The following is a 26,336-nucleotide window of genomic DNA, read 5'->3' on the forward strand; positions in this document are numbered from 1 at the left end:
GTCACTTGACCCCCGGGAGCGTGACGATGGCGATCTCCCCGCTGGAGGCGTACTGGGCGATGGCAGGCGCGATCGACGTGTCGACGACGATCGTGACCAGGCCGCCCCCGGACCGTCCGATGGACAGGCTCTCGACGCGGGCGGCGGTCGCCAGCACCTTCTGCTGGGCGGTGCCCGACCCCTTGCCCGCCGACGGCACGTAGATCACCTGGACGATGTCGCTCCACTTGAGGTCGGCGGGCATCTGGCCGGCCTTGAGCGACAGGCCCACCTTGGCCTTGCCCGGCCCGACCTGGTCGGTCGTCCTGGCGGTCATCGGCTCGGTGAGCAGCGTGCCCGGCAGCAGCGTCACGCGGGCGTACGTCTTGGCCACCTCGTTCCTGAACCGCCAGGGAACGTATTGGACGCCGGTGTCGGCGATCTGCACCTCCTGCATGGCGGAGATCGGGATGAGCTGCCCGGCCCCCACCTGCTGGGTGATCTGCACGGCCGAGACGCGGTCGCCGCTGCGCATGACCAGCAGCGTGGTGGCGAGCGCGCCGCCCAGGATGAGGAGGACGGCGAGCGCGGCGAGCGCGGGCTTGCGCTCCCTCGGCGGGACGGGCAGCCGGCGTGCGGCGGGCCCGGACAGGCCCGGCCGTGCGGGTGCCCGGCCGTCCTGCGACGTCTTCTCGCTGATCCTCATGGGTGGGGGACTCCCAGGGATGAGGGCGCCCTTCTGTTTTCGGGCCGCACGAATGTGTTTATGGTCTAGCCGTTTGTTGCTAATTCACTCCATTATGGCCAGCTTGCGCCGCCATAAGTGGCCTGATGCGGCGACCCATGCTTATCCGTTAGGAATACGCCTGTCAACGGGAGTCGATCTATCGCCATATCGACACACGGCTTTACCGGCCCGATATTTCGTGATAGTACGTTTGCACTTGTTTCCCAACTGTCACACCATTCACACTCTTCGTACCGCCGTACAAAGCGACCGGAGGGGCGTGATGACCGCGCGCCTTACCCATTCCGGGGAAACGCCCCGATGAGCGGGGGTGACACGGCTACCGTGACCCCGCGGGCCGCATGGCCCGTACGCCAGGAGATCTTCACGGGGACGCCCCGGGATGAAACGCTTTCCGCGAGGCCGCCGCACAACCGCCTTCTGGGAGTTCGCGCATGCGGATAACGCTCACCGTGGTCAGCGAGGACGGCCGCCGCGACGTGCTGGTCGAAGGCGACGAGAGCGCCACGGTCGCCGCCCTCGCCGCCGCGCTCGACGGCGGGGCCGCCCGCCCGGCCAACGTCGTACGGCTCCCGCACGCCCGCGCGCCGTACGACCTGGACCGGGGCGACCGGCACGCCCGGCCGTCCGGCGAGGTGAAGCTGTGGGTCGACGGCCGGCCCGTCGGCCCGGACGCGTCCGTATTCGGCCTGCTGAGGGATGGCGACGTGGTGGCCCTGGACGGCCAGGCCGCTGCGGCGACGGTGACCGAGGAGCCCGGCGGGCCGGCGGAGCTGCGCGTCGTGGGCGGCCCAGGGGCGGGGGTCGTCCACCGGATCGGCCTCGGCGCCCACACGATCGGCTCCGATCCCGCCTGCGCGATCTCCGTGCCCGACCCGAGGATGCCGCCGGTCGCGCTGGTGGTGCGGCTGGCCCCCGGCACGGCCACCGTGGAGCCCGCCGTCTCCGGGGGCGGCCCGGTGGCCCGGCTTGAGGGCGAGCCGCTCACGGAGGCCGTGGCGTGGCCGCCCGGGGGCATGCTCGCCTGCGGCGGCTCGGTGTTCGCCCTGGGGCCGGTCGTGCCGCCGGACGCCCACCTCGACGCGCTGCCGGACGGCGGGCTCGCCTACAACCGCCCGCCGCGCCTCCAGCGGCCCGAGCGGCAGCGGCGGTTCACGGTGCCCGCCGAGCCCAAGCGGGGCGAGGGCATGCGGCTGCAGTTGCTGGCCGCGCTGCTGCCCGCCGTGCTCGGCGTGGTCATGGCCGTGGTCACCCGCACGTGGTACTACCTGCTGATCGCGTTCATGACGCCGCTGATCATGATCGGCCAGTGGGTGAGCGACCGCAGGCACGGCAGGAAGAAGCACCGCCGGGCGGTCAAGGCCTACCGCGAGCGGATGGCCGCCTTCGAGGAGGAGGTGGCCCGCGCGGTGCGGCAGGACGAGGAGGCCAGGCGCGGCGGCGCGCCCGACCCGGCCGAGGTGCTGCTCACCGCGACCGGCCCGCGCCGCCGGCTGTGGGAGCGCCGCGTGCACGACCGCGACGCGCTGCGGCTGCGCGTGGGCCTGGCCGACCTGCCCGCCGACCTGGAGTTCGAGCCCGAGAGCGGCACACCCCAGGACGCGCCCCGCCGGGAGCCGCCCACCTGCCACGACGTCCCCGTCGCCCTGGTCATGCGGCGTCTCGGCGTGGCCGGGCTCACCGGCCCGAGAGACGTGGCGCTCGGCTGCGCCCGCTGGCTCGTCGGCCAGGCCGCCGCCCTGCACAGCCCGCGCGACCTGGCCATCGTGGTGCTGTCGGCCAACGCCGACGGCGCCGCGCAGTGGGGCTGGGTGCGCTGGCTGCCGCACTGCGCGCCCGACGCCGCCGCCCGCGGCGGCGCACTGTCGTCCGACTGCGCCGCGCTCGTCGGCGCCGACCCCGAGGCCGCCGCCCGCCGGGTCGCCGAGCTCGCCGCCCTGGTGACCGAACGGCTCGACGCCGAGAACGGCTCCGGGCCGGGGCTGCCGCGCGGCGTCCGCCTGTCCGGCGGCCCGGCCGGCTGGGACGACCTGGGGCGCGGCGGCGGCAACCGGCCCGCCGAGCCCGCGTTCGCGACCTACGACGAGCGGCCGTTCGACGTGCTCGTCGTGCTCGACGGCGCGCAGGTGCTGCGCGGCCTGCCCGGCATGCCGCAGGTGCTGCGGCAGGGCCCGCGCGCGGGGGTCTACACGATCGCCATCGACGACGACGAGCGGCTGCTGCCCGAGGAGTGCGCCACGGTCGTGTCCTGCGACCGGGAGGGCGGGGTGCGCCTCCACGGCGGCGGGCTCGACCCGATCACCGGCATCCGCGCCGACCTGGTCTCGCCGTCCTGGGCCGAACGCCTGGCCCGCGCGCTGGCCCCGCTGCGCGACGTCAGCCGCGACGACCCCTCGGCCGCCCTCCCCGACGCGGTCCGTCTGCTCGACCTGCTGGAGGTCTCGCTCGACCCGGCCGCGCTCGCCGAGCGGCAGGGCCGTACGACCCGGGCTTTGATCGGCGTGGGACCGGACGGCCCGTTCGAGGTCGACCTGAGCCGGGACGGGCCGCACGCCCTGGTCGCGGGCACGACCGGTGCGGGCAAGTCGGAGCTGCTCCAGACGCTGATCTGCTCGCTCGCGGTGGCCAACCGGCCCGACGAGATGACGTTCGTGCTCATCGACTACAAGGGCGGCGCGGCCTTCAAGGAGTGCGTACGGCTCCCGCACACGGTCGGCATGGTGAGCGACCTCGACGGCCACCTCACCCAGCGGGCGCTGTCGTCGCTGGCCGCCGAGATCCGGCGCAGGGAGCGGCTGCTGCTCGACGCGGGGGCCAAGGACATCGAGGACTACCAGCGGGCACGGGGCGCCACCTGGGTGCTCGGCGCGGGCGGCGTGCGGCGGGCGCGCGGCGGCGGCATCTTCGCCGCGCCGGTGCCGGAGGCCGCCGGGAGCAGGAAGGACCTGCCGCCGCTGCCCCGGCTCGTGCTGATCATCGACGAGTTCGCCGCCCTGGTCACGGAGCTGCCCGACTTCGTCGAGGGGCTGGTCGACATCGCGCGCAGGGGCCGCTCGCTCGGCATCCACCTGATCCTCGCCACCCAGCGGCCCGGCGGCGTGGTGACCGCCGACATCCAGGCCAACACCTCGCTCAGGATCGCGCTGCGGGTCACCGACGCCGCCGAGTCCACCGACGTCATCGACGTGCCCGACGCCGCCCACATCTCCCGTACGACGCCCGGCCGCTGCTATGTGCGGGCCGGCTCGGGAGCGCCCGTGGCCGTGCAGACGGCCAGGATCGGCGGTCGCACACCGCATCCGCGTGGTGCGGGTGCGGCCGACGCGGGGGACGATCTGCGGGTGCTCGACCTGCCCTGGCAGGCGCTCGGCCACCCGTTGCCCGCCCCGCCCGCCGCCCAGGCGGCGAGCGGCACCGACCTGGCCCTGCTCGTCGACGCGCTGCGCGACGCCGGGCGCGAGCTGCCCCGGCAGCCGAGCCCGTGGCTGCCTCCGCTGCCCGACCAGGTCGTCCTCGACGTCGGGCCCGCGGGCTCCTCCGGCGGCCTGCTCGCTGGGGCCGCGCCGTACCGGCCGGGAGCCGAGGAGGTGCCGCCGCTGCCGTTCGGCATGACCGACCTGCCGTGGGAGCAGGGCCGCCGCCCGCTCACGCTGGACATGCGGCACGGCGGCCACCTGCTGATCGCGGGCGGCGCGCGCAGCGGGCGGTCGAGCGCGCTGCGGACGATCGCGGGCTCGATCGCGGCCGGCGCCTCCCCCGAGGACGTGCACGTCCACGCCGTCGACTGCGGGTCGGGCGCGCTGCTGCCGCTGGTCGCGCTGCCGCACTGCGGGGCGGTCGTCACCCGGGACCAGCTCGACCGGGTGGAGCGCCTGCTGACCCGCCTGCGCGCGGAGGTCGGACGCCGCCAGCAACTGCTGGCCGAGGCCGGCTATGCCTCGCTGGCCGAGGCGCGCTCCGCCGCCAAGTCCCGGGCCGCCCGCGACCGTTCCGGCGTGGGCGCGCTGCCCTGGCTGGTGCTGCTCGTGGACCGCTGGGAGGGGTACGTCGCCGCGTTCGAGAACTACGACTACGGGCGGCTGGTCGACGCCATGCTGCAACTGCTGCGGGAGGGCCCGGCCGTGGGGCTGCGGGCCGTCGTCACCTCTGACCGGTCGGGCCTGCTCGGGCAGATCTCCACCGTCTTCGACGACCGGCTCGTGCTGCGGCTCGCCGACCCCGCCGACTATGGGCTCGCCGGGTTGCCGGTGCGCGACCTGCCGAGCGCCATGCCCCCGGGCCGGGCCCTGGCCGTGGGCGAGCACGGCCTGGTCGAGAGCCAGATCGCGCTGCTGTGCGACGACCCCTCCGGCCCGGCGCAGGTGGCCGTCGTGCAGGAGCTCGCCCGTACGGCGGCGGCGCGGTTCGGCGGCTCGGACACCCCGGCGAAGTGGGCCTGGCCGTCGGAGCCGCCGCTGCGGGTGGACGCGCTGCCGATGCGGATCACGGCGAGCCAGGCGCTCGACCTGGAGCCGGCGTACGAGCCGCCGTCGGCCCTGTGGGCGCTGCTCGGCGCGGGCGGCGACGCCCTCGTCCCGATGGGCGTGGACCTCCAGGGCCAGGGACCTGCCGCGGTGATCGCCGGGCCGCCGCGCTCGGGACGGTCGTCCGCGCTGGTCACGGCGGCGCGCTCGCTGCTCGGCCGGGGAACGCCGGTGCTGGTCGTGACCCCCCGCCGCAGCCCGCTGCGCGACCTCGCAGGGACGCCGGGGGTGCTGGCCGTGCTGGACGGCAACGCCAGGAGCGTGACCGGAGGCGGCGCGGACGACTTCGGCGGCCTGCCGGGCGCGCTCGACCCGCTCGCCCTGGTCGCCGGGCACGAGCGCTACGTGGTGGCCGTGGACGACGCGGAGCTCATCTCCCCCGACTCCCCGCTCGGCCTGGCCCTGGACGAGATGCTGCGCACCGGGCGGGACGGCGAGCACGGCCTGCTCATCGCCGGAGCGACCGGCGACCTGGCGACGGCCTACCGGGGGTTCGCGGCCGAGGCCCGCAAGGGCAGGACCGGCCTGCTGCTCAACGTGCAGAGCCCCGCAGACGGCGACCTGTTCGCCGTACGGCTGCCGCGCGGCGCGGTCGGCGGGCCTCCCGGGCGGGGCCTGCTGGTCGTCTCGGGCGTCGCGACCCCCATCCAGGCCGCGGTGCCGGACTGAAACACGAAACCGCCGGGCTGTGACACACAACCCGCCGGGACACGAGACCCCCGGGACACGAAAACGCCGGGACACGAAAACGCCGGGCCGCCGTGGGGGTTCCACGGCGGCCCGGCGGCCCGGCGGCCTGCGGTCTGCGGTGGTCAGCGAGTCGCGGACTCGATGTTGCCGCGGTAGGTCGTGATGACCCGGGAGGCTTCGTTGAGCTCTTCCGCCATGCGCTGGAACGCCGCCCGGTAGCTCTGCCAGGCGTCGTGGAAGCGCTGCGCGCCGGGGCCGGTCCAGGCGGTGCCGACCTTGGCCGCCTCGCGGTCGAGGTTGGCCATCGTGGTGCGAACCTGGTCCGCCTGCTGGCTGAACTGCGCGGCCATGCTCTGCATCTCCGCGGGGTCGCCGCCGAGCAAGCTGTTACTCATCCAGTCACTCCTTCATCGACAAAGGGGCCGCCCCCACCGTAAATCGTTTGTCAATCTTGTGAACCCCTTATGCCGAGCGGCTATATCGAGTGCCGGAAGAATACGCTTTTCCTGTTGTTCTATTCCCCCTTTTTCTAACGTCCGGAAATGCGTCGTCTGGCGGGATAAAGCAGGACGACGACGAGCACGACAGCGTAGACCCCGTACGGCGTGGCCGCGTCGGCGTACGAGAGCGGCCACAGGCCGGCGGCGATCAGGGTGGTTCCGGCCGCGACGACGGCGCGGAACGGGCCGGGCCCGTCGGCGACGACGGCACACCGGTGGAGACGAAGCTCATCGAAGCCGCGACGGGAGATCCGGCAGGTCGCGCGGGCCCTGACGGCGAACCGGACGGGCGAGGGCGACGGCGGAGATCACGACGATGGCCGCGGGTCAATATGCTGACATCCATGCCCTTTGACAGGGAGAGGTGACCGTGCAGACCCGGAAGGACCTCTACCAGGCGTACCGGCTGATGCAGCAGCGTCTGGGCCAGGCCTTGCTGCAGGGCGAGCCGGACGTCGCGGAGTCGCCGATGCGGCGGCACAACATCGCGACGTTCTGCGGGATCCTGCTGTCGGTGCTCCTGCTCGCCGGCTTCGGCATCTGGGGTGTGATCAAGCCGGGCGGCGCGACCAGGCTCACCGAGCCCGGCCAGCTCCTCGTCGAGCAGGACACCGGCGCGACCTACGTCTACAGCCAGCAGGAGCGCGTGCTGCTGCCCACGGCGAACTACGTCTCCGCCCGGCTGCTGCTCGACACCGCCGACGTGACGGTGCGCGACGTCTCCGCCGCCTCGCTGGCCGAGCTGCCGCGCGGGCCGCTCGTGGGCATCCCCGGCGCGCCCGACTCGCTGCCGCCCAAGGACAAACTGGTCCACGGGCCGTGGTCGGTGTGCGTCGTGGACGGCCCGGACGCCTCGGGGACGCCCAGGCCGTACGTCACGCTGGTGGGCGGGATGGACGTCGGCGGCAGGCCCCTCGGCGGCGGCGCCATGGTCGTGGACGACGGCAGGCAGAAGTGGGTCGTCTGGGCCGACCGGCGGATGCGAGCGAGCACCAGCGCGGTCAACGCCCTCAACGCCCAGCCCAGGAAGGTGCCCGCGAGCTGGCTCAACGCCCTGCCCGAAGGCCCCGCGTTCAGCGGGCCGAAGGTGCCGAATCTGGGCAGGAAGGTCCGGGGGCCCGACGGCAAGGTGACGGCGGCGGTCGGGCAGGTCTTCACGGTGCCCGGCATCGGGGGCGCCCCCGCCCGCTGGTATGTCCTGCTGTCCGACGGCCTCGCGCCGATCTCCCTCGCCCAGGCCACGCTCCTGCTGTCGGACCCGGCCACCAAGGCGGCGTACGGCAGGCGCCCGCTGCAGCCGATCCCGATCGACGCGGCCACGGCCGGGGCCGCGTTGTCGAAGCAGCCGAGCGTCATGGGCGGCGGGATGCCCGAGACGATGCCCACGGTCGTCTCCCCCGCCTCCACCACGCCACTGTGCGCGGTCTTCGCCGGCACCGCCGGCGGCTCGACCCGGGCGACCCTGACCGTCGGCGCCTCGATCACGATCCCCACGCCCCGCGCTCCGGGCACCCAGGACACCTTCGACCAGGTGCTGCTCCCGCCGGGATCGGCGGCGGTCGCGGGGCTGCTGCCGGGCGAGGGACAGCTCGGGTCGATCACGAACTACTTCCTGGTGACCGACCAGGGCCGCAGGTTCGCCATCGCCTCGCCCGACCTGCTGCCGAAGCTCGGCTACGACGCCGCCGACACCACACCGGTGCCCGCGCAACTGCTGCACCTCATCCCGGAGGGCCCGGCGCTCGACCCGGCCGCCGCCCGCGCGCCGGTGCCCCTCGGCAAGTAGGTCAGCCGTTGAGGCGGCGGAAGTCGTCCAGGTTCTGCTGGTAGAACGCGATGTCCTCGGCCAGCCGGTCACGCAGGAAGCAGTCGGGCTCCGCCTCGCGGGCGGCCAGCCCCGCCTCGGTCCAGAACGCCTCGGCGGGCACCTCGTCCTCGCCGGGCGGGATGAACTTGAGCGCCTCCTTCAGCGCGTCCCTGGCCGTCTCCCAGCCGCTCACCACCCGCTGGAAGAGCCGCTCGTCCCCCGGCTCCTCGGTGTATTCGAGGTCGTCGGCGAGCGCGCGGCGCGCGTACCCGGCGCCGGCGAGCCGCCACTGACCGGGGTCGATCAGCTCGGACAGGCCGACGCCGAACCGCTCCCCCTCGTCCCCGGCCTCCGCCTCGCTCGCGTACGGCACGAGCACCTCGACGCCGCCGGACCGGACCGTCCACGCCTCGGGCCCCTCCACCGGCGGCTCCTCCGGCGTGGCCTCCTCGACGGTCAGCGCGAGATACAGCCGGGCCTCCGCGAGCGTCCGCGCGTGGGGGATGGGCACCTGTTCCATGCCGGCAACCCTATGCTCCGGCGAGCTCCCGGTAGGTGTCGCGTACGACGAGCAGCCGGTCGAGACGGAACCGACCCGGCTCGGCGGCCCGCACGGCGCGTCCCCGCTCCGACCAGAACGCGTCCTCGGGCACCTCGTCCTGCCCGGGCGGGACGAACTTGATCACCTCTTCGACCGCGGCCCGCGCGATCGACAGCGCCTGCCGCCGATCGCCCTCCATCGGGGCGTTGCCCGCCGTCAGGTCGGCCACCCACAGCCACTCGCCGGGGTCGAGCAGCTCGGACGGCTCCGCGCCGCCGAACGTCGGGAAACCGGTGGGCGTCACCTCCCGCGCCGGGAGCCCGAACAGGTGCTCCCGCTCGGCGCCGCACGCCGCGCAGCGCCCCTCGTATGAGGTGACCAGCTCCCCTTCGACGCTCGCCAGGCCGCTGTCCCAGTCGGTGTCAACGGAACCGCAGGCGCAGGGGTGCAGGTCGAGATAGAGCTGCGCCTCGTCCCTGCTTCTGGCGATCGAGTAGGGCATCACACGTTCCTCACCTGTGGCCGTCCGGCGTCCTCCTGCCGGGGGACGGTCTCGTCCTTGTCGTCGTCCTCATCGTCGGGCGGCTCCCAGCCGGAGATGTTGCTGAGCCTGCGCATCCGCTCCCACAGGTCGGGCACCGGCGCCTGGGGCGGCACGGTGATCCACGGCGGTGGAGGCGCCGCCTGGCCCCGCGCGCCGAGGTCGCGGGCGACCGCCTCGATCTCGTGCCGCAACCGCGCCCGTTCCTCGGCGGAGGTGGCCGCCAGCCACTTGCGGGACAGGTAGGCGTGCTCGTTGCGGCGAGCGGTGGCGCAGGCGTCGTAGCCCGGATCGACGGTGTTCAGGAACCGGCGCACCACTCCCTGCTCCAGCGCGGCCCGCTTCTGCAGGGTGTCGCTGATCTCGTGGAGCAGCACCCGGGCCACCACGTCGGGGGACAGCCTCGGCGACAGCCGGATCACGTTCGGACGCCCGCCCGACCCGAGTTCCGTACGGGCGGGGCGGCCGCCGCCGGGGTCCTCGATCAGCACGAGGAAGCCTTCCGCGCCGGACCTGACGGTCTCCGCGGTGATGACCTTGCCGTCCGGCGTCGCGCCCAGGGCGTGCAGGCCCCGGCCGAAGTCCGCCGGGCGCAGGTCGGCGACGGCCGCGGGGATCTCGGCGTGCGACAGGTCGGGCAGGTGCGGGGCCCGGCCGTCGGCCACGAACGCGGTCTTCGGGATGGGCTGGGCCGTCACGGAGCCGGGCGAGGTGATGGAGGGGTTGCCGCCCCAGGTGCCGTCCGCGGCCGTCTCGGGCACCGGCCATCCCGGGTCGGCCTGCGCGGGCCGGGCGACGCCGAGGGCGTCGAGCCGTTCGGCGATCCGGTCGGCGAACCCGCTCGGCCGCCCGCCGTACAGGTCGCGCAGGTCGAGGCCGTGCCGCTCGGCCAGCGCCACCAGATCGGGCGGCACCGTGCCGAGCGCCTCGGCGAAGGGGTTGCCGGACAGCTCGCCCACGGGCGTGGCGCGGTGGCGCTCGACGGTGCCGTCGGGCAGCGTGAGATGGAGGTGGACGTCGGCGCCGAGGTCGCGGGCGAGCAGCCTGGCCTCCTCCACCAGAGCCGTCGAACCCGTCTGGCCGGTGTCGGCGACGATGCCCACGGGACGCGTCCCGGTGCGCCCTCTGAGCGCCTCGGCCATCGCCTTGGTGAGCGTGGCGGGCACCGCCGGGTCGTACGACGGATGTCTCGTGGCCATCTCGCGCACGCGGTCGTGGGAGAAGAAGACGCCGGGTGTCGTGGCGTGCTGCCGGTTGAAGTCCCACAGGGGCCGGGCGGCGCCGGCCTCGCGGTTCGCCAGCATCTCCTCCAGCGCGTGCTGGAACATGATCAGGTGGGCCGTGCCGGTCGCGCCGCGGGGGACGGCCACGGTCCGCACCACCGTCTCCGCTCCGTCGCGCGCCACCTGGCGCACCTCGAACCGGAGGTCGAAGTCGACCCGGAACCGCACCTTGGCCCCGGTGCCCTTCTCGAAGACGCTGGTCTCGTCGCGGTTGCCGCCGCTGCCCGAGCTCGACTGCGCGGTCTGGTCCCCGGCACCGAGGTCGGCACCGGCGCCCACGGCGCTCCCCCCGCTGTACGTGCGGCCGAGCGGCGTCATCTGCCCCCGGTCGGTGGCCGTGCCTGCCGTGTTCTGCTCGCGGTCCACCTGCCCCAGCTCGGTGTCCTGCAGGCCCAGCGCCACCGGGTCGGGCTCGGACAGGTCGGCGTGGATGCGCACGTCAACCATCTGGCCCGGCCGGCCCGGCATGGGCAGCCGGAGGAGCCGGTGCCCGTCGGGGCCGGTCATCCGCTCAAGCCGGGTCGTGAGCCCGGGACCGGTGAGCGTCTTGGCCAGCGCCGCGTAGTGCTCCATGGCGGCGGCCCCGCCGATCAGGTCCTGCCGGGAGAGCCGGTCGAACACGGCGCGCAGCAGCCCGTCGGCCTTGAGCCGCTCGGTCACGAAGACCTCGGGCGGCGCGACCCGCCGCACGTCGGGCGGGGCGGGCGGCCGCTCGGCGACCGTGCCCTTCTTGGCCACCATGCCGTCCGGCAGCACCCGGGCCATCGTGCCGTCCAGCGTGACATGGCTGGTCCGGGGGACGCGGGTGGTCGCGGCCACGGCGCCGCGCAGGGAGCCCGACGTGCGTTCGACCTCGATCATGACGGTCACCGGGTGCTCGACGAGCTGCCCGCCGCGGAACGCCGCCGCGCGCTGGATGCGGGTCCGCTGGGTGCCGGTGGAGGCCGTGCCGGTGTGCGAGCGGTCGGTGGCGGCCGCCCTGCCGCCGCTGCCTGCGGCCTGGCCCGCCCCGGCGTTCGCGCTGCCGCCGAACGTCTTGCCCGACGACTCGGTGCGGTCCTCCTGCGTGTACGTGTAGTCCTGGAGGATCTGGCCGAAGTTGTGGACGTTCCCGCCGTAGCTCGCCTCGTCGCCGTGGAGCACCGCCCTGATCCTGACCGTGACCTCCTCGGTGAGGTGGGGGCCGATCTTGAGCGAGTACGTCTTGACGAAGCCCTCCTCGCCGCTCATCGCGTCGATCTTGCCCCACCAGCGTTTGCCGGCGAAGTCGCCGAACAGGCTGCGCAGCAGGACGGGGTCACGCTTCAGCGCACCGGGCGCGACCTTGCCGATCTGGCCGAGCACCTGGTCGAGCACGTGGGTCGGCGTGCCGTCCGGGGCCTTGAGGGCGGTCTTCTTCACGGTGCTCTCGCCGAGGGAGTCCCGATAGAGGTCGGGGACGTCCACGGGGCTGGCGAGGTCCGGCAGCCTGTCGTGCATCCGCTTGAGCCGGTTTCCCTCGGCGGCCAGGCGCATCGGGAAGTCCTTGGCGAGCCGATCGGCGAGCACGTCGCGAGGGTGCCTCTGCTCCAGGTCGGGCCGGGGGTTGCCCTCCCTTCGCGCCAGCGCCCGGTCGGCCAGATATCTGCGCACCAGCGGCACGGCCGTACGCGGGTCGAGCTGGAGGTTGCCGTCGAGCAGCCGCGTCACCGCGTCGGCCACCTGGTCGAGGGGCAGCTTGAGCTCGCCCCTGCCGTAGAGGTCGAGGGCGTCGCGCTCGGGGAGGGAGTAGACGACCGTCCTGTCCCGCAGCGGCTCGGCGTCGGCCCGCCGGTTGCCCGCCTCGTCGCCGGAGACCGTGATGTCCGCCTTCATCGCGAACACGTAGTGCTTGCCGGTGTCGATGGCCAGCCGTTCCCTGCCCCAGATCGCCGTGTCGGCGATCGATGACGACGTGCTCCCCGCCGCGGACCCGCCGAGCCCCGCCCTGCCGCCGAGCGCCCGGGGCAGCGCCCCGCTCACGCCGGTCGAGGCGTCCATGGACCGCCCGCCGCGCGCCTCCGTCCGTGCGGTGTAGGCGCCCATCGTGAAGTTGATGTCGCCGATCACCAGGTCGGCCGCGGTCACGAACTCCGACTCGCCCGGCCTGGCCGTGACCCATGCCGACGCCCGGTGCGTACGCAGGCGGCGCGGGCGCACCGCCAAGGCGGTGCCGTACGTCGTGGCGGGGTTGGCGGGGTCGGCGAGCAGCCACTCCGGGTGGGAGATGAGGCTGCGGGTGTTGAACGCCTCGGCGAGGTGGTGGAACGACACCGAGCCCGGCTGCATCGCCCTCGGCAGCACCGATCGCAGGGCGTCGAGCACGCCGGTCCCGTCCACGTGCAGGAGAGTGGCCAGGCTCAGCGCCTCCGGGGACGTCGGGTGGCGGGGCGAGACCCCGGTCCGGTCCTCGGGCAGGAGATCGGAGGGCAGCAGCACCCGCATCCACACGTCGTCGCTCTGGGCCAGCGGCGTGATCTTCCCGTCCTCGATCAGGTCCACGGTGAGCGTGTGCGGAACCTCGAAGATCGCCGCCGGAGCGGTGCCCTCTATCAGCGTGACCAGGTTGCCCGTGTCGTTGACGGTCAGGCCGGCCGCGCTGCCCTTGTTCCAGTGGACGCCCGCGTCCGCGCCGGTCGAGCCGACCCCGCCCGGCTCAAGGCCGAGGGCGGGGCCGACGTCCACGGACCGGCCGCTCGACCGGCTGACCGTGCGGCCGGAGGTCTCCGACGAGATGTCGAGGTCGGCCGCGACCTCGGCGGCGCTGGTGCCGACGAAATCCTCCCGGCCCGACTGCTCCAGCCGGATGCGCACCGTGAGATGCCGGCTGGCCCGGCCGATGCCCTGGCTCACCAGGTCGAGGATGATGCCGTCCTGCATGGCCTGGTCATAGCCGGTCTGCAGGCGGGCCGGAGAGAGCTGCTCGGCCACCTCGATCATGTTGGCGATCTGGCTCGCCCGGGTCAGCGGGTCGCGGGACAGCCAGCCGTCCTCGCCCGGCAGCAGGCCGCGCGCACGCAGTTGCGCCACGACCTTCGCCCGCACCTCGTTGAAGTTCTCGACGCTTTCGGGGCGGTCGCTCGCCTGCACGAGCCCCGGCCCGGCCCCGGTGCCGCGGGCCCAGCCGGGCAGCCGGGCCAGGCGGCCCTTCGGCACGCCGGGTTTCGGGTCGTCCCTGAGCCTGCCCTCCTCCGCGTTCACCACGGCCGCCCGGTCGACCGGCAGGCCGTACCGGTACGCGTGCGGCTCGGGCATGCGGAACAGGCCCGTGCTCTCGCCGTGCACGGCGGGAAGCGGCGTCTCGTCGGTGTTGAGCTGCACCGTCACCGTGTGCTTCAGCTCCAGCGCGTACGCCTGGGTGTGGCCGGCCCAGCGCTGCACGCTCGGCCGGATGGCGGTGCCGCCCGCGCTCATCGACCGCGACCGCGACCAGGAACGGCCGAGCCCCGCCGTGATCCGCGGTGCGGCGGCCTTGAATCCGCCGAGGTGGAGACGGCCGAGCAGACGCGGGCCGCCGATGGGAAGCTGGGCTCCCGCGGTGCCCTTGACGTCGACCGACCGGCCCGCCGAGCGCGAACCCGACGCGCCCGAGAACCCCACGCGCAGCCGTTCCAGGCGGTGCTTGATGCTCGGCGTGCCGACCGGCCGCGCCGTGTCCATCACGACCTCGCTCTTGATCCGCACGTAGCCGACCACCCGGCCGTTGACGGTGATCGGACGGTGCAGCCCCTCGGGATCGTTGACCGCCTCGCCGAGCCGGGCGGGCAGTTCCTTCGTCATGATCGTGACGATCTGGTCGCGGGTCATCCTGCCGATCTCCGGGCGGCCGATCCGCTCGGCGGTGCGGTCGGCGAGGTCCTGCAGCCCGGTCAGCCCGGTGACCGCGTGCTCGGGGAGCGGCGTCCGCTGCCACTGGCCCCTGGGGAGCCGGGTGACCTCGGCCGGCCCCCGCTGCGCGTGGGTGTGCGGCAGATACACCTGCAGGCTCCGGGCGTCACCGGGGGCGCCGCTGTCCACCTGCGCCCGCTCGGTGCCGTTCGCGGTGCGCAGCTCGACCTCGGCCGAGGCGAGCCCGTCGAGCACCAGCGCCTCGCCCGCGTTGTCCTGCACCGCGCCGGCCAGTGCGAACTCGGAGGCGTTGCCGTTGAACGACTCGCTCCTGCCGAACGTGACGCCGGCCCTGAGCACGCCGAACTTCATCAGCAGCCCGACCCAGTGCACGTACTGCAACGGCTTGCTCAAGGTGTTGAGGTCGAAGCTCGGCGCCAGGCGCAGCGAACGGTTCGCGGTGACGGAGGCCGAGCGTCCGCCCTGCGGCAACTGGCCGAGCATCGACTGCGAGTGCCGCACCGGATGGCCGAAGACCTCGACCAGGTCCGTGACCTTCAGCCGCAGCCGCAGCTCGCCCCGCGTGCCGCGGCCCACCCGCAGCAGCGCGCCGTCCTCCGACACCAGCCACCTGAAGTTCGACCGCAACACGTGCGACAGCTCGTCGGGCGCGTAGCGGTGGTCGACCCCGGCACGTTCGAGCATCTCGTTGACGACCCGTGTGAGCCGTTCGAGATGGGGCAGCCGGCCCGCCGGCGTCGCCTCCGACAGGACCTCGGGCAGCGGCAGGGCGTCCGCGTGCGCCTCCTTGTACGCGGTGTGGGCCTCCTCCGCCTCCCGGGCCAGCCGGGCGACATCCGCCGGCAGCGGGCCCGTACGGTTGGCGGGGAGGGCGTCGAGGGCGTTCTCCAGCGCCTCGTACTTCGTGCGCGCCTCGACCGCCCGCCGCAACGCCCGCGCGTACGCCTCCTTGCTGTGGCGGGCGCGTTCGGCGCTCGCCCGGTGGACGTCGCGGTCCGTCAGCGCCTTGCGGCGGCGTTCCCCGGCGCCGAGGTCCTCTTCCCGCGACGCCTTCTCCGCGGCATCCTCGGCCTTCTTCGCATCGGCCGCGGCCGCCCTGGTGCTGCGGATCTTCTCCTTGACCGCCATGAGCAGTTCACCGGCGGCGTCCGTCAGCGTCTCCCGCTGGGAGCGGGCCAGCCCGCGCAGCTCCGCCACCGGATCGGACGATGTCGCGCCTTGTCCGGTGGTGCTTGGTGCGTTCGCGGTCTGCGTCGCGGGGCCGGGGGCCTGCTGGGATGCGGTGGGTGGCCGGGGCGCCGACCAGGGGGGCTCGGGGGCGGTGTGCCCGAGCCTCTCGATCTCCCGTCCGATCTGCTCGATCTCGTGCGCGATGGCGGGACGCTCCGATTCCGGGGCTTCCCGCCACAGCCTGTCCAGGAGCGCGTGCTCGCGGTAGCGCGCGGTCACGCAGGCCGTGGGGTCCGGCTCGGCCGTACGGCTCAGGAACGAGCGGACCATGCCCTGCCGTGGGCCGGACATCCGCTGGAAGACGTCGCTGATCTCGTGCAGCCACACCCGGGGCAGGATGTCGTTCGCCAGGCGCGGCGACAGCCGTACGACGTGGGGGTCCTCGGCCGTGCCCGACCTGACCCTGGTCTCGGCGAGACGACCGCCGCGAACCCGGCCGATCTCGTACCGGAAGTGCTGCCCGCCGAGCCGGCCCGTGTCCACGACGACCGTCCGCTCGCCGGTCAGGCCCAGCGCCGTCACGTCCGGGCCCACGTCGGACGGCTGGAGCGCCAGGAAGCCCTGCTCCGCCTCACTCGACGACAGGTCGGCCAGATGCGACGCCCTGCCGTCGGCGACGAACAGGCTCCGCGCGATCGGCCGGGCGGTCACCCGGCCGTTCCCCCGGGTCGTACGCGGTCCGGACCGCCTGGGGCCTTGGGGGTTGGCCGCCTGGGCGGAGTTCGTCGCCGGAGCGGTCCCCGCGGTCGGGGACGCCGTGGTTCCGGGCGCGGTGGCTCCGGACGCGGTGGTTCCGGGCGCAGTGGTTCCGGGGGCGGTGTTGGAGGCGGGCGTGGTGCTGGAGGCGGGCGCGGCGGTTTGGCCTCCGCTCGCCGGGTTGGCCGTTCCGTTCGCGCCGGTCGCGGACGTGATCCCGGCGAGAGCCTCGGCGCGGCGGACGATGTCGGAGGCGGTGTCGGAGGAGCGGCCGACGCGCAGAGCGTGCTCGGGTCCGTGCGGCGGGACCGTCGCCTCCTCCACCAGCCTGGCCCCCGCGTCGCTCAGCCGGTCGGGCCGCCAGCCGCGCGGGTTGTCCTCCAGCACCTCACCGGCCACCTCGGCAGCGGCGCCCCGGTTGTCCGGCGTCGCGTCGGCGAGCCGGGCGAGCGCGTCGAGTGCCCCCTCGGCAGGGAGTCCCAGGCTCTCCTCGGCGATCCTCGCCCCCAGCAGGGCGGCCGCCTCCGCATGGAGCCGAGGCGTGTCCACGCCCTCGGCGGCACGCGCCGCCAGCCGCTCCGTAACGGTCTTGATGTCCTCGCCCGACAGTTGCATCGGCCTGCCGTCGGGGCCGGTCAGCCTCGCGCCCCGACCGTCGCGCAGGAAGAGCGTGTCGGGCGCGATCGTGAGCAGCACGTCGGAGACCGCCGTACGAGCCGCCGCCTGCGCCGCCGTCTGTGCGGCCGTCTGTGCGGCCGTCTGTGCTGCGGAGGTGCTTCCCGAAGCGCTGCCGCTGTTCGTTCCCGAGGACGCCGCCGGGGAGGCCGGGGCGGCCGGTGACGCCGCAGCGGACGATGTGGCCGACGAAGTGGCGGACGAAGTGCTGGATGACGTGGTGCCACCGGAGGCAGCAGCCGACGGCGAAGCGGACGCCTGCGTCGCCGCAGGGGCTGCGGGCATGGCCGCGGCGGGCGTGCTCACAGAGCCGGCCGATGGGGAGGCAGCGGAAGCAGCCGCCGACGCCTGCCCCGGGTTCGCGCTGCCCGCGTTCGCCGTGTTTGCCGTGTTGGCCGGGCCGGACGTACTCGTACTCGGGGTCGCTGCGGAGGCCGGGGTGTTCGAGCCCGCCGCACCGGTGGTGCCACTCGCACCCGGGGCAGAACTGGCGGTGGTCTGCGGGCCGGACGCGCTTGGCGAGGCGCCCTGACCTGCGTTCGTCGCGTTGCCTGCGTTCGTGGCGCTGGTCGCGCTCGTGGCGCCGGTCGCGTTCGCGTTGGTGACGTTCGTGGCGGTGCTGGAGCCCGAGGTGCCAGAGGTGGTGGCGCCCGCGTTGGCGGTGGTGGCTGTGCCGGGGTTCGTCGGGCTCGCCCCGGATTGTGCGGAGGACCCTGCGGTGGCGGGCTGGCCGGTGGTGGAGGGCTGGTTGGAGCCGCTGGGGGGTGCGGCCGTCACCTGGCCGGACGGCGCGGAGCTGGACGGCGCGGTGCCGGACGACTGGGCGGATCCGCTCGGTGTCGTGGCGGCCGCCTGGCCGGAGCCGGACGGGGTGGCCGGGCCGCCGGAGGGGTGCCCCGCGACGGACGCGGTGGTCGTGCTGCCCGAGCCCGCGGTTCCACCGCCGGTCGCGGTCTGGCCGCCGCCCGCCGTGTTCGTGTTCGCCGAGCCGGGATCGCCACCCGAAGGCTGCCCGGCCGTGGGATTGGGAGACGGAGTGGACAGGGCCCGGGTCAGATCGGTGTGGACGCTGGTGTCGTACGCCGAGGCCAGGGCCGTACGCGGACTGGCGACCGCCTGGATCACGTCAGGGTTGAACGGGCTGATCGTGTTCGTACGGCCGGCGCCGGACAGTGCGGCCCCGACCAGCGACTCCCCGTCGGGCAGCTCCCACTGGCCGTACACGAGCCCGTTGGCCAGCATGCTCCCGGCCGGGGAGGCGATCACGTTGGTGAGGCCGGTCGTCAACGCCCTGCCGGGGAAGCGCTTGAACGCGTTGCCGAACCCGGGGGCGTCGGTGTTCAGCCTTCTGAGCAGGGGCGTCCTGTTGACCAGCTTGCTGACCGGGTGCGCGACCCGCATGCCGACGCCCGCGCCGCCCGCCGCGCCCAGGGCGGTGGCGCTCGTCATCTTCCAGTCCCAGCCGTTGCGGGTGCCCGACTTCCGCTGCTCGGACTGGGCGAGTGCGTCGCCGGCGACCTCCTCGCCGATCTCCTCGACGAGCTCTCTGCCCAGGGGGCTGGCGAGGATGCGGCCGAGCAGGCCGGTCCGGACCGAGGCCAGCATGGTCCCCTTGGCGATCGCCTGGGCCGCGGCGGGGCGGCCGGCCATGAGGGCGAGCCGTTCGAGGATCTTCTGTGTCTCGGCCCTGGCGCGGGCGGCGATCGGCCCGATGACCCGGGTGGAGGCCCCGGCGGAGTAGAAGGCGGCGACGAGCGCGATGAACGTGGCGATCAGCGCGATCCAGAACACCACGTTGACCGACAGCTTCGAATACTGCGTCTCCCGGGCGAAGTTGTCGGCCTGCGCACCGTAGGCGAAGTGGTTGTTCGCCACCTTGAGCAGGCCGGTGTCCTCCGAGTAGTGCTCGCCGAGCCGGTTCAGGAACGCCTGCATCGACGGGCCCTGCATCCCGCTGAGCACGGCGACGGCGGCGGCTCCCACGGGATCGACGGACTGCACGACGTTCACGGTCGCGGACCGGTGGGCGCGGGCGAGCTGCCACAACTGGCTCTCGCTCGCCTCCGGCCAGGTCTGGCCCGCCGTGAGCAGGGCGATGAGGTCGTCGGCCCAGGCGGGCAGCGACTCGCCCCAGGCGGGGGTGACGTCGACGACCGAGCCGCCGCCGTCGGCGAACGCGGGCAGCCCGTCGCCGTTCGAGGTGACGTCGCCGTTCGTCGTGGCCGGCTTGGCACCGGAGCCCGTGCCGGTGGTGGAGGAGTGCGTCATCGTCAGACCCGCTTCAGGATCTCGCGCACCTCTCTGGCCCGTTCTCCGTCCATGCCGCGGGCGTTCTCGGCACTGCGCCGTACGGTCGGGCCGAGCTCGACCACCTTCGCGGCGAGTTCCTCGCCCTTCTTCATCAGCGTGTCGGGCCCGCCGCCCTCCATGTACGCGGAGCGGAAGGCGGCGCCGGCCGTGTCGTGTCCCCACGGCTCGGCGGCGTTGAGCCGCTGGATCTCCCGCAGTGCGGCGCCGTAGCCGCTCTCCACGTCGGTCGCCGTGGCGTGCCACTGCGACAGGCCCTTCGCGAGCTGCTGCGGGCGGATGTCGACGTAGTTCACCTCGAACAGCTCGCTCATGGGCTCTCCGGTGTCCGCTTCGGCATCTGCCTCGACATCTGTTCGAGCACCGCATCGAGGTCACCCTCGATGTGCGCCCTCATCTGCTCAGGGGGAACGAGTGGCGCGAAGATCTCGACGACCCGGTCCTGGGCCTTGGCCACGGCGGCGTGGATGGTCCGCGTGATGGCGTCGGCCAGGCCGCGCGCGTCCTGCCGCCGATAGATGCGTGGGTCGAGGTCGAGCCTGATCAGGTCGCCGTTCGCCCCGACCGTGGCCGCCACGAGCCCGTCACGCGACTTCTCCGTCACCTGTACGGCGCGCGCCTTCTCGTGCAGCACGGGCGCCTCCTCCTGCAGGCGCATGAACGTGGCCCGCAGTTCCTCGGCGTACGCCCGCATTCCGGCGGCATCCGGCGTCTGTCCCCCGGCCATGTTCATCACCCCGATCGCCCGCGTTCACCCCAATGCCGATCAACGTCCAATATCGGGGATTATCACATCTTCGTTTGGCATCCGGTTAGTGTCGATTCCCTCGGGACGCCTGACGGGCATCCCTACGCGACACGTGCCCACCGGACGCATAGCGCGCGGGTGTGATGCCGACATGCCGGGTGAAGTGCCGGTTCAGGTGCGCCTGGTCATGGAATCCCACGCTCGTCGCCACATCGGCCGGCCGCTGACCGCTCAGCAGGAGCCTGCGGGCCAGGTCTATGCGCTTGCCCGTGAGATAGGTGTGCGGCGGCAGGCCGTACGTCCGCGTGAAGCAGCGGATCAGGTGTGTCGGATGAGAGTGGAGGACGGCGGCCGCCTCCCGCAGCGACAGCCCCACCCGGACCCGGGCGTCCAGCAGTTCACGCAGCTCGACGGCCAGCCGGTGCGCCTCCCGGCCGGGCTCCCGATGCCGGAACGCCTCAAGGTGGAAGCGCAGCCTCTCCGCGACGAAGAACAGGCGTGATTCGCCCTCGACCACCTCTCCCGGATGCCCGAGAGCGGCATGCAGGCGGTGGATCCGGTCACGCAGGAGTGGGTCGGCCAGGATCGGGGCGTCCGCCGCCTTGCCGATGAGACGTTCCGGCAGCACGGTGGTGTCCAGGTAGAGCACGCGCTTGCGGAAGCCCGCGGCGGTGACGGTCCTGCCGTCATGCCGGACACCGGGAGGCAGGAGCAGTACGGCGGACAGGTCGGCGGCGGCGTGCCGGCGACGGTCCAGTCCGAAGTCGACCGCGCCGTCGTCGAGGATCATCAGGTCCCACGTGTCGTGAGTGTGGGCCGGATAGGCATGGTCGGTGAAGTGCGCGTGGAAGACCTCGGCGATGCCGGGCACCGGCGGCCGCCAGGCACTGACCGTCGGCGGACGATGGTGAGCCGTCACGCTAGAAACGTACAAGACGGACGACAGCGGGCCGGGCCACGCTCATCACGTGCGTCATCGCCCGCTCCGGGCGGTGCATCCGAAGTGAGAGGCACACACGATGTCCGTTTCCCTCGACCCCGTCAACATCGCCGACAAGCTCTCCCGGATCGACGAGTTGTGGACGCAGAAAACGATCGCCGGGCTCAACGACTACGAGATCAAGCTCGCCAAGCTGAAGGGAGAGTCCGTCTGGCACACCCACCCGGAGACCGACGAGCTGTTCGTGGTCGTCAGCGGCAGGCTCACCATCCGGCTGCGCGAGGAGGATCGCGAGGGGGACGTCGTCCTCGGGCCCGGCGAGCTCTACGTGGTGCCCCGCGGCGTCGAGCACTGCCCCGTGGCCGAGGAGGAGACGGCCGTGATGCTGGTGGAGCCGGTCGGCACGCTCAACACCGGTGACGCGGGCGGCCCGATGACCAGGGCCGCCGAACCCCTGTAGGAGATCGCGGGCGAGGGCGGGGACCGCTGGGGCGACGGCGCGGCGAGGAGTCTCCGCGGCGTGCTTCAAAAGCCGGCCCGGCCGGGTCGTCCGCCGGCGAACCGCTGCGCGACGTGGATGTGCGGATCGGTCTCGCTCGTCAACGTCCGCTCCCTTTGTCCGAGCCCAGGTCGAGAGGCTCGGCGTGCTCGCGTAGGCCGCTGACCTCGGCGTGGGCCACCCACCGCCGGTGGACGCCCCGCTCGATCCGCTCCATGCCGAGCGCCCGCGCGACCGGCAGCCGCCCGCCGGTGTATTCGAGCAGCAGCTCGCCCGGGCGTTCGTCGCGTACGAGGCAGGGGGCGCCGCGCCACTCGCACACCCGCGTGACGTGGAAGACCGCCTCGCACTCCTCGGCGGGCACCGGCCGGACGAAGCGGCCCGGGGCCCGCTCCTCGAACCCGTCGGCAGGCCCGTCGCTCAGCAGCCGGATCAGCAGCCCGTCGTGTCCCGCGTCCGGATTCGCCGTGAACTCGGCTCCGCGCCGGCGCGCCCGATAGGAGCTCGCCGACGCCGGTGCCGGTGCGAGGGCCTGTTCTGGGGGCTGTTCCGGGGGCTGTTCCGGGCCGGGCGGCAGCCAGCGGCCGAGGTCGCCGTCGTAGACCGCGCGTACGACCTCGCTGCCGGCCAGGGTCAGCTCGACTATCTCAGAGGCGTGCGGCAGCCGTACGGCGTCCACCTTGTATTCACGGACAAGGGAGTCCGCGTTGGGCGCGAGGCCCATTCCGGCGAACGGCGGCTCCTCGATGACCCACCCGGCGACCGCCGCCATGCCAGCCTCGTCGGTCCCGCCGTACGGCGTGCGGTAGAGGTTCAGCCCCACCGTGCGCCACCGCAGCAGGAACAGCGAGCCCTCGCGGCTGAGCAGACCGTCGTCGTCGCCCCGGCCGATGGCGTCGGCGAGCACGGCCGGCGTCGCCAGGTGTGCGACGTCGAGCGCGTGGTGGCAGTAGCCCGAGACGCGCGACTCCCCCTCGCCGAGATATGACCGCAGGTCGTGGGGCGTGAGCGGCTTCTGCACGACCGGCAGCGCGGGCTCGGGCTCCGCCCTGCGGTCCTGCGCGAGGGTGGGGACCGCGAGCCTGGCCACGGTGCCCGGTTCGAGCAGGAAGCGCACCGGCAGGCCGGGGTTGACGGCCAGGCCCCACCGCGGGTCGGGCCAGCCCGCGGCCAGCTCGACCAGCGAGGTGATCCTGACCCGCGACAACCCGGTGGCCGCCCGCATCGCCTCGACCGAGGTGTACGCGGGCAGCCACACCCGGTCGGGCGCGGTGATCGTCGGCCAGGCGGCGTCTCCCTCCGGGGGCGCGGGCAGCGCCAGCTCGGTGTCCCTGAGCATGCTCAGGCAGACCGCCAGGTCCCCCGCGTCGTACGCCGCCCCGAGCCGCCGCTCGAACGCGCTGGCCGCCCACTCCATCAGAGGCTGAACGGAGGCATGAAGGACGGCGTCTTCGGCATGTCGTCGGGGTCGGGGAGGGGCTCGGCGAGGCCTCCGGTGGACGGGTCGAAGGCCACCTTGGCCTTGGCGAAGTCGGGCGCCTCCATGGTGATGGCCTGCATGCCGGGGAACTTCTGCTGGACGCCGGCGGTGAGATAGGAGACTCCCATGAAGATCGCGGCGACCTTGAAGCTCACCCTCCCCAGGATCGCGAACACCCGCTCCGCGATCCTCGACAGGGAGGCGATCACCGCTACCACCATGGGCTCGACTACGGCCAGCGTCATCGGGTTGCCCTTGGCGGCGGCGCCGGCGTACGCCAGCGTCATCGCCGCCCCGCCGAGCGACAGCGAGATGTAACTGGCCGCGGTGTAGATCTGGGCCGCGGAGTCGAGGCTGTCGCCGACGCCTTTCATTCCCCTGTCCAGCGAGTCGAGCTGCGTGTCCAGCTCGGCGAACTTCTGCTTCATCGTGGCCAGCATCTGCCCCTTCAGATGCCCGTTCGACTCGAGCGCGGTGATCTGCCCGCGGAGATCAGTGCGCAGCTGCCCGATGTCGGGTGACGCGTTGGCGTCGTCGCCTCCCTCGTTGCGCCACTCGCGCGCGCCCCGCGCCATCGCGTCGGGGTCGGCGACCATCGCGAGCAGCACCGCCGCCAGCGGCCGGGCGGCCGGCTCCAGAAGGGAGGCCGTGCCGGCCAGCCCGGCGCCGGTGATGAAGTTGTTCTGCGCGTTCCAGATCTCGACGTTGCCGATGCTCACCATGGCCTAGATGTCCTCCTGCATCCCGAGGACGGGAGGCGCCACGTCCTCGTCGCCGAACCAGGTGCTCTCGTCTTCCGGCACCGCCGGGCCCCGCGTCCGCTCCTTGCCGTCGTCGTTGCTTCCCGCGCCCATGCCCATCGGGGCGTACGGCATGGCGGGGATCCCCCCGGACCCGCCGCCGGCCCGCCCGGCGCCGGAGCCCAGCCCGCCGCCCGCGCCGCTCGCTCCGGAGCCGTACGACGCACCCCCGGAGCCGTAGCCGCCCGAGCCGTAGCCGCCGCTCCCCGGCCGGTTCAGGGAGTAGTCGCCCGGCCCGTAGCCGGTCGTGCCGAGGTCGGGGACCGACGGCGGCGTCGGCGTCTGCAACGGGTTCGGGTTGTACGAGGAGAGGGAGGTGTCGCCCGGGTTGTTCAGCTTGGGGGTCTCCAGGGCGTTCGCACCGTTCTGGCCGAGCCCGTCGAGGCCCGTGGAGCCGAGGCCGTTCTGACCGAGACCGCCGTTCGGGTCGAGGCCGCTGCCGCCGGGGCCGTTGCCGTCCGGGTCACCGGGGCCGGGCAGGCCGTCGCCGATGTCGCCTGGATCGGGCAGCGAGCTGCCGTCCGGCACGTCCGGGCGCGGCAGGTCGTCGTCGAGGCCGTTGCCGAGCTTGTCCTTGGGCAGCGTGAGGTCCTTGCCGAGGTCGGCGCCGGGGTCGGTCTTCGGCAGCCCGCCACCGTCGAGCCCGAGCTTCTTGGGGTCGAACCCGGGGGCCTTCGGGCCGCCCGGCAGGCCGGGCTGATGGGGGTCCCCGGGGCCGCCGGAGCTCTGCTTCTCGGCTTCCTTGGCGTTCTCGACCGCCTGGTCGATGGCCGGCCGGTAGGACTCCAGGACCTCCTGGCCCTTCGCCACGGCCTCGGCCGTCTGGTCCCGCACCCGGCTGTGCACGCCGTTCAGGCTGCCGCCGATCACGCCGAAGGTCAGCATCGGAAGGTGAATGTTCTTGATCCGCCCGCTCGTGGCCCCCAGGACCTGTCCCCGGCCGGCCACGTCGTTGCCGAACTTCGTGACCTCGGGGTAGTCCATCTTGAACTCGGGGTCCACCAGGCGGGGGTCCACCACGCCGCCCGTGTTCATCGTGTTCGCCAGGCCGGCGAAAGGATTCCCGCCGCCGCTCGTATCGGTCACAGCACCCTCCAGCCGGTTGCCGACAGATTGCGTTTTCAACTACTTACGGCCGAGTCACCACAAAGCTCGCAAATCGTATGAAACCCCTAACCTGCCGTCTGACAAATGCGTAAGCGACGTGACAAAATCTTAATCTGGGACAGTCCCGGCAAGCCCCCTTCTGATCCATTACTGTGACTTTTGGGTCATCACCCGACCCTCCTGGTCGGGGGAATTCGACAGGATCAGTGGAGGTGACCATGTCGCACTCTGGCGCAAGCCAGGCCCAAGTAAGCCGGCACGACCTGGAGGAGGCGATCACCTGGATCGGCGACGCGGCCGAGAACATCCGCGGCATCCAGCGTTACCTGGACAGCGCCGGTGAGAACCTCAAGGTGCACTGGCAGGGTGAGTCGCACCACGCGTTCAACAAGGTGCACCTGCTGTGGCACGAGCGCATGGACGTCATCCTGGGCAGCCTGCAGACCCTCGCGGAGAGCATCCGGGCGAACAACAAGAACTACGCCGAGTTCAACACGCAGGTGACCGCCGAGATCAACAAGATCGAGGCGCTCATCAACCAGGCCCCGCCCGCCTCGTACAGCCGCTGAGCCCGAGACGACCACCAGCAACGGACGGAGAGCGCGACGGTGGACTTCGACATCACAAAGGTCAACTTCAGCGGTCTCGACACGGGCGAGACCGAGTTCCAGAACGCCTTCAACAGGCTGGTCACGGAGCTGGAGAACCTGGAGAACAAGCTCAACACCAAGACCGCGATCTGGCAGGGCAGCGCCAAGGACGCCTACGACCAGACCCGGCGGATCTGGCAGCAGGAGGCCAAGGGCCTGGCGGACATCGTGTCCCTGCTGGCCAAGAACATCAACATCACGAACATGAACATGAAGGACGTCGAGCGCATCAACGCCGCCATGTTCGACGGCAAGTAGGACGGCAGGCAGAGCGAACGTCCGACGTACGGCCGGCGGCACCGGCGATCCCTCGTCGGCGCCGTCTTCGGCCGTGAACGGGAGGGTGACGCATGTCCCGAGGCGTGGAGGTCAGCCGTACGGCCCTCAGGAACGCCCGCAAGGACTTCGAGGAGGCGCTCGAACTGCTGGCGCCCGGGGCGTCCAAGCGCGAGGTGACTCCGGTCGCCTTCGCCGAGGGCGGCGCGGTGAAGAAGCTGATCGCGCAGCGTGACGCCATCGGCGGGTTCTGGCCCGCGGCCATGGGCTTCCACACGAGCGTGACCAGCGCGGAGAGTGCGGTCACCGCCATCTACGCGGAGATCGCCGCGACCCTGGGCATCGCCGCCGAGCGTCTGGAGCTGGCGATCAGGAATCTCGACGCCGGCGAGCAGGCGGGCGTGCAGCAGGCGGGCACGGCGCAGGTCTAGCCGTACACGGGGAACGGT

17 protein-coding genes are annotated in these 26,336 nt (G+C 73.1%); 6 read left to right on the top strand and 11 right to left on the bottom strand.

Annotated features, from left to right (window positions below; all coding sequences use genetic code 11):
* Position 1: 1 nt before the first annotated feature.
* Positions 2-685, bottom strand: coding sequence for a hypothetical protein (locus HCK04_RS08090; RefSeq protein WP_142646467.1), 684 nt, complete (start codon positions 683-685; stop codon positions 2-4).
* A gap of 476 nt (positions 686-1,161) precedes the next feature.
* On the opposite strand from HCK04_RS08090, the gene HCK04_RS08095 reads away from it, so the two are divergent.
* Complete coding sequence (locus tag HCK04_RS08095; RefSeq protein ID WP_142646469.1) at positions 1,162-5,919, top strand: FtsK/SpoIIIE domain-containing protein; 4,758 nt, start codon at positions 1,162-1,164, stop codon at positions 5,917-5,919.
* Positions 5,920-6,062: 143 nt separating this feature from the next.
* Here the strand turns inward: HCK04_RS08095 and HCK04_RS08100 are convergent, their stop codons facing one another.
* The gene (locus HCK04_RS08100) at positions 6,063-6,335 is read right to left on the bottom strand and encodes a WXG100 family type VII secretion target (protein WP_030508536.1); all 273 of its coding nucleotides are present in this window, start codon (positions 6,333-6,335) and stop codon (positions 6,063-6,065) included.
* 475 nt (positions 6,336-6,810) lie between these two features.
* Here HCK04_RS08100 and eccB point away from each other — a divergent pair, with 475 nt between their 5' ends.
* Positions 6,811-8,226 carry a type VII secretion protein EccB gene (gene eccB, locus HCK04_RS08105; protein ID WP_142646743.1) on the top strand — a complete coding sequence of 472 codons (1,416 nt, stop codon included), beginning with the start codon at positions 6,811-6,813 and terminating at the stop codon, positions 8,224-8,226.
* A 1-nt stretch (position 8,227) separates the two neighbouring features.
* Here the strand turns inward: eccB and HCK04_RS08110 are convergent, their stop codons facing one another.
* The 6 genes from HCK04_RS08110 to HCK04_RS08135 all read right to left on the bottom strand — a co-directional run bounded on the left by HCK04_RS08110 (position 8,228) and on the right by HCK04_RS08135 (position 21,054).
* Positions 8,228-8,767 carry a hypothetical protein gene (locus tag HCK04_RS08110; protein ID WP_205830002.1) on the bottom strand — a complete coding sequence of 180 codons (540 nt, stop codon included), beginning with the start codon at positions 8,765-8,767 and terminating at the stop codon, positions 8,228-8,230.
* 10 nt (positions 8,768-8,777) lie between these two features.
* On the bottom strand, positions 8,778-9,290 hold the full coding sequence (locus HCK04_RS08115; protein WP_142646470.1) for a hypothetical protein: 513 nt from the start codon (positions 9,288-9,290) through the stop codon (positions 8,778-8,780).
* Positions 9,290-19,348 (bottom strand): hypothetical protein, encoded by a 10,059-nt coding sequence (locus HCK04_RS08120; protein ID WP_168065734.1) that lies wholly within the window; start codon positions 19,346-19,348, stop codon positions 9,290-9,292. The genes HCK04_RS08115 and HCK04_RS08120 overlap by 1 nt, the downstream gene beginning before the upstream one ends.
* Before the next feature lie 2 nt (positions 19,349-19,350).
* The gene (locus tag HCK04_RS08125) at positions 19,351-19,701 is read right to left on the bottom strand and encodes a hypothetical protein (protein ID WP_142646472.1); all 351 of its coding nucleotides are present in this window, start codon (positions 19,699-19,701) and stop codon (positions 19,351-19,353) included.
* The gene (locus HCK04_RS08130) at positions 19,698-20,114 is read right to left on the bottom strand and encodes a YbaB/EbfC family nucleoid-associated protein (protein WP_142646474.1); all 417 of its coding nucleotides are present in this window, start codon (positions 20,112-20,114) and stop codon (positions 19,698-19,700) included. Before HCK04_RS08130 ends, HCK04_RS08125 begins: the two co-directional genes overlap by 4 nt.
* 85 nt (positions 20,115-20,199) lie before the next feature.
* On the bottom strand, positions 20,200-21,054 hold the full coding sequence (locus tag HCK04_RS08135) for an AraC family transcriptional regulator (protein ID WP_142646476.1): 855 nt from the start codon (positions 21,052-21,054) through the stop codon (positions 20,200-20,202).
* A gap of 100 nt (positions 21,055-21,154) precedes the next feature.
* Between HCK04_RS08135 and HCK04_RS08140 the strand changes: the two genes are divergently transcribed.
* Complete coding sequence (locus HCK04_RS08140) at positions 21,155-21,535, top strand: cupin domain-containing protein (RefSeq protein WP_142646478.1); 381 nt, start codon at positions 21,155-21,157, stop codon at positions 21,533-21,535.
* Between the two features lie 139 nt (positions 21,536-21,674).
* Here HCK04_RS08140 and HCK04_RS42100 read toward each other — a convergent pair whose 3' ends face one another.
* From HCK04_RS42100 to HCK04_RS08160, 3 genes are read right to left on the bottom strand one after another with little or no spacing between them, the layout of a single operon-like run.
* A complete protein-coding gene (locus tag HCK04_RS42100) occupies positions 21,675-22,991 on the bottom strand; it encodes an SseB family protein (protein ID WP_240971175.1) in 1,317 nt (438 codons plus the stop codon).
* Complete coding sequence (locus HCK04_RS08155) at positions 22,991-23,776, bottom strand: hypothetical protein (RefSeq protein ID WP_142646480.1); 786 nt, start codon at positions 23,774-23,776, stop codon at positions 22,991-22,993. Before HCK04_RS08155 ends, HCK04_RS42100 begins: the two co-directional genes overlap by 1 nt.
* Positions 23,777-23,779: 3 nt before the next feature.
* Complete coding sequence (locus tag HCK04_RS08160; protein WP_142646484.1) at positions 23,780-24,940, bottom strand: hypothetical protein; 1,161 nt, start codon at positions 24,938-24,940, stop codon at positions 23,780-23,782.
* 239 nt (positions 24,941-25,179) lie between these two features.
* Here HCK04_RS08160 and HCK04_RS08165 point away from each other — a divergent pair, with 239 nt between their 5' ends.
* The 3 genes from HCK04_RS08165 to HCK04_RS08175 all read left to right on the top strand — a co-directional run bounded on the left by HCK04_RS08165 (position 25,180) and on the right by HCK04_RS08175 (position 26,318).
* Positions 25,180-25,530, top strand: coding sequence for a WXG100 family type VII secretion target (locus tag HCK04_RS08165; protein WP_142646486.1), 351 nt, complete (start codon positions 25,180-25,182; stop codon positions 25,528-25,530).
* A 39-nt stretch (positions 25,531-25,569) separates the two neighbouring features.
* Positions 25,570-25,869 carry a WXG100 family type VII secretion target gene (locus HCK04_RS08170; protein WP_142646488.1) on the top strand — a complete coding sequence of 100 codons (300 nt, stop codon included), beginning with the start codon at positions 25,570-25,572 and terminating at the stop codon, positions 25,867-25,869.
* A 92-nt stretch (positions 25,870-25,961) separates the two neighbouring features.
* A complete protein-coding gene (locus HCK04_RS08175; protein ID WP_142646490.1) occupies positions 25,962-26,318 on the top strand; it encodes a hypothetical protein in 357 nt (118 codons plus the stop codon).
* Positions 26,319-26,336: the final 18 nt, after the last annotated feature.

It is taken from the genome of Microbispora sp. CL1-1 (assembly GCF_012034195.1).
Classification (GTDB): domain Bacteria; phylum Actinomycetota; class Actinomycetes; order Streptosporangiales; family Streptosporangiaceae; genus Microbispora.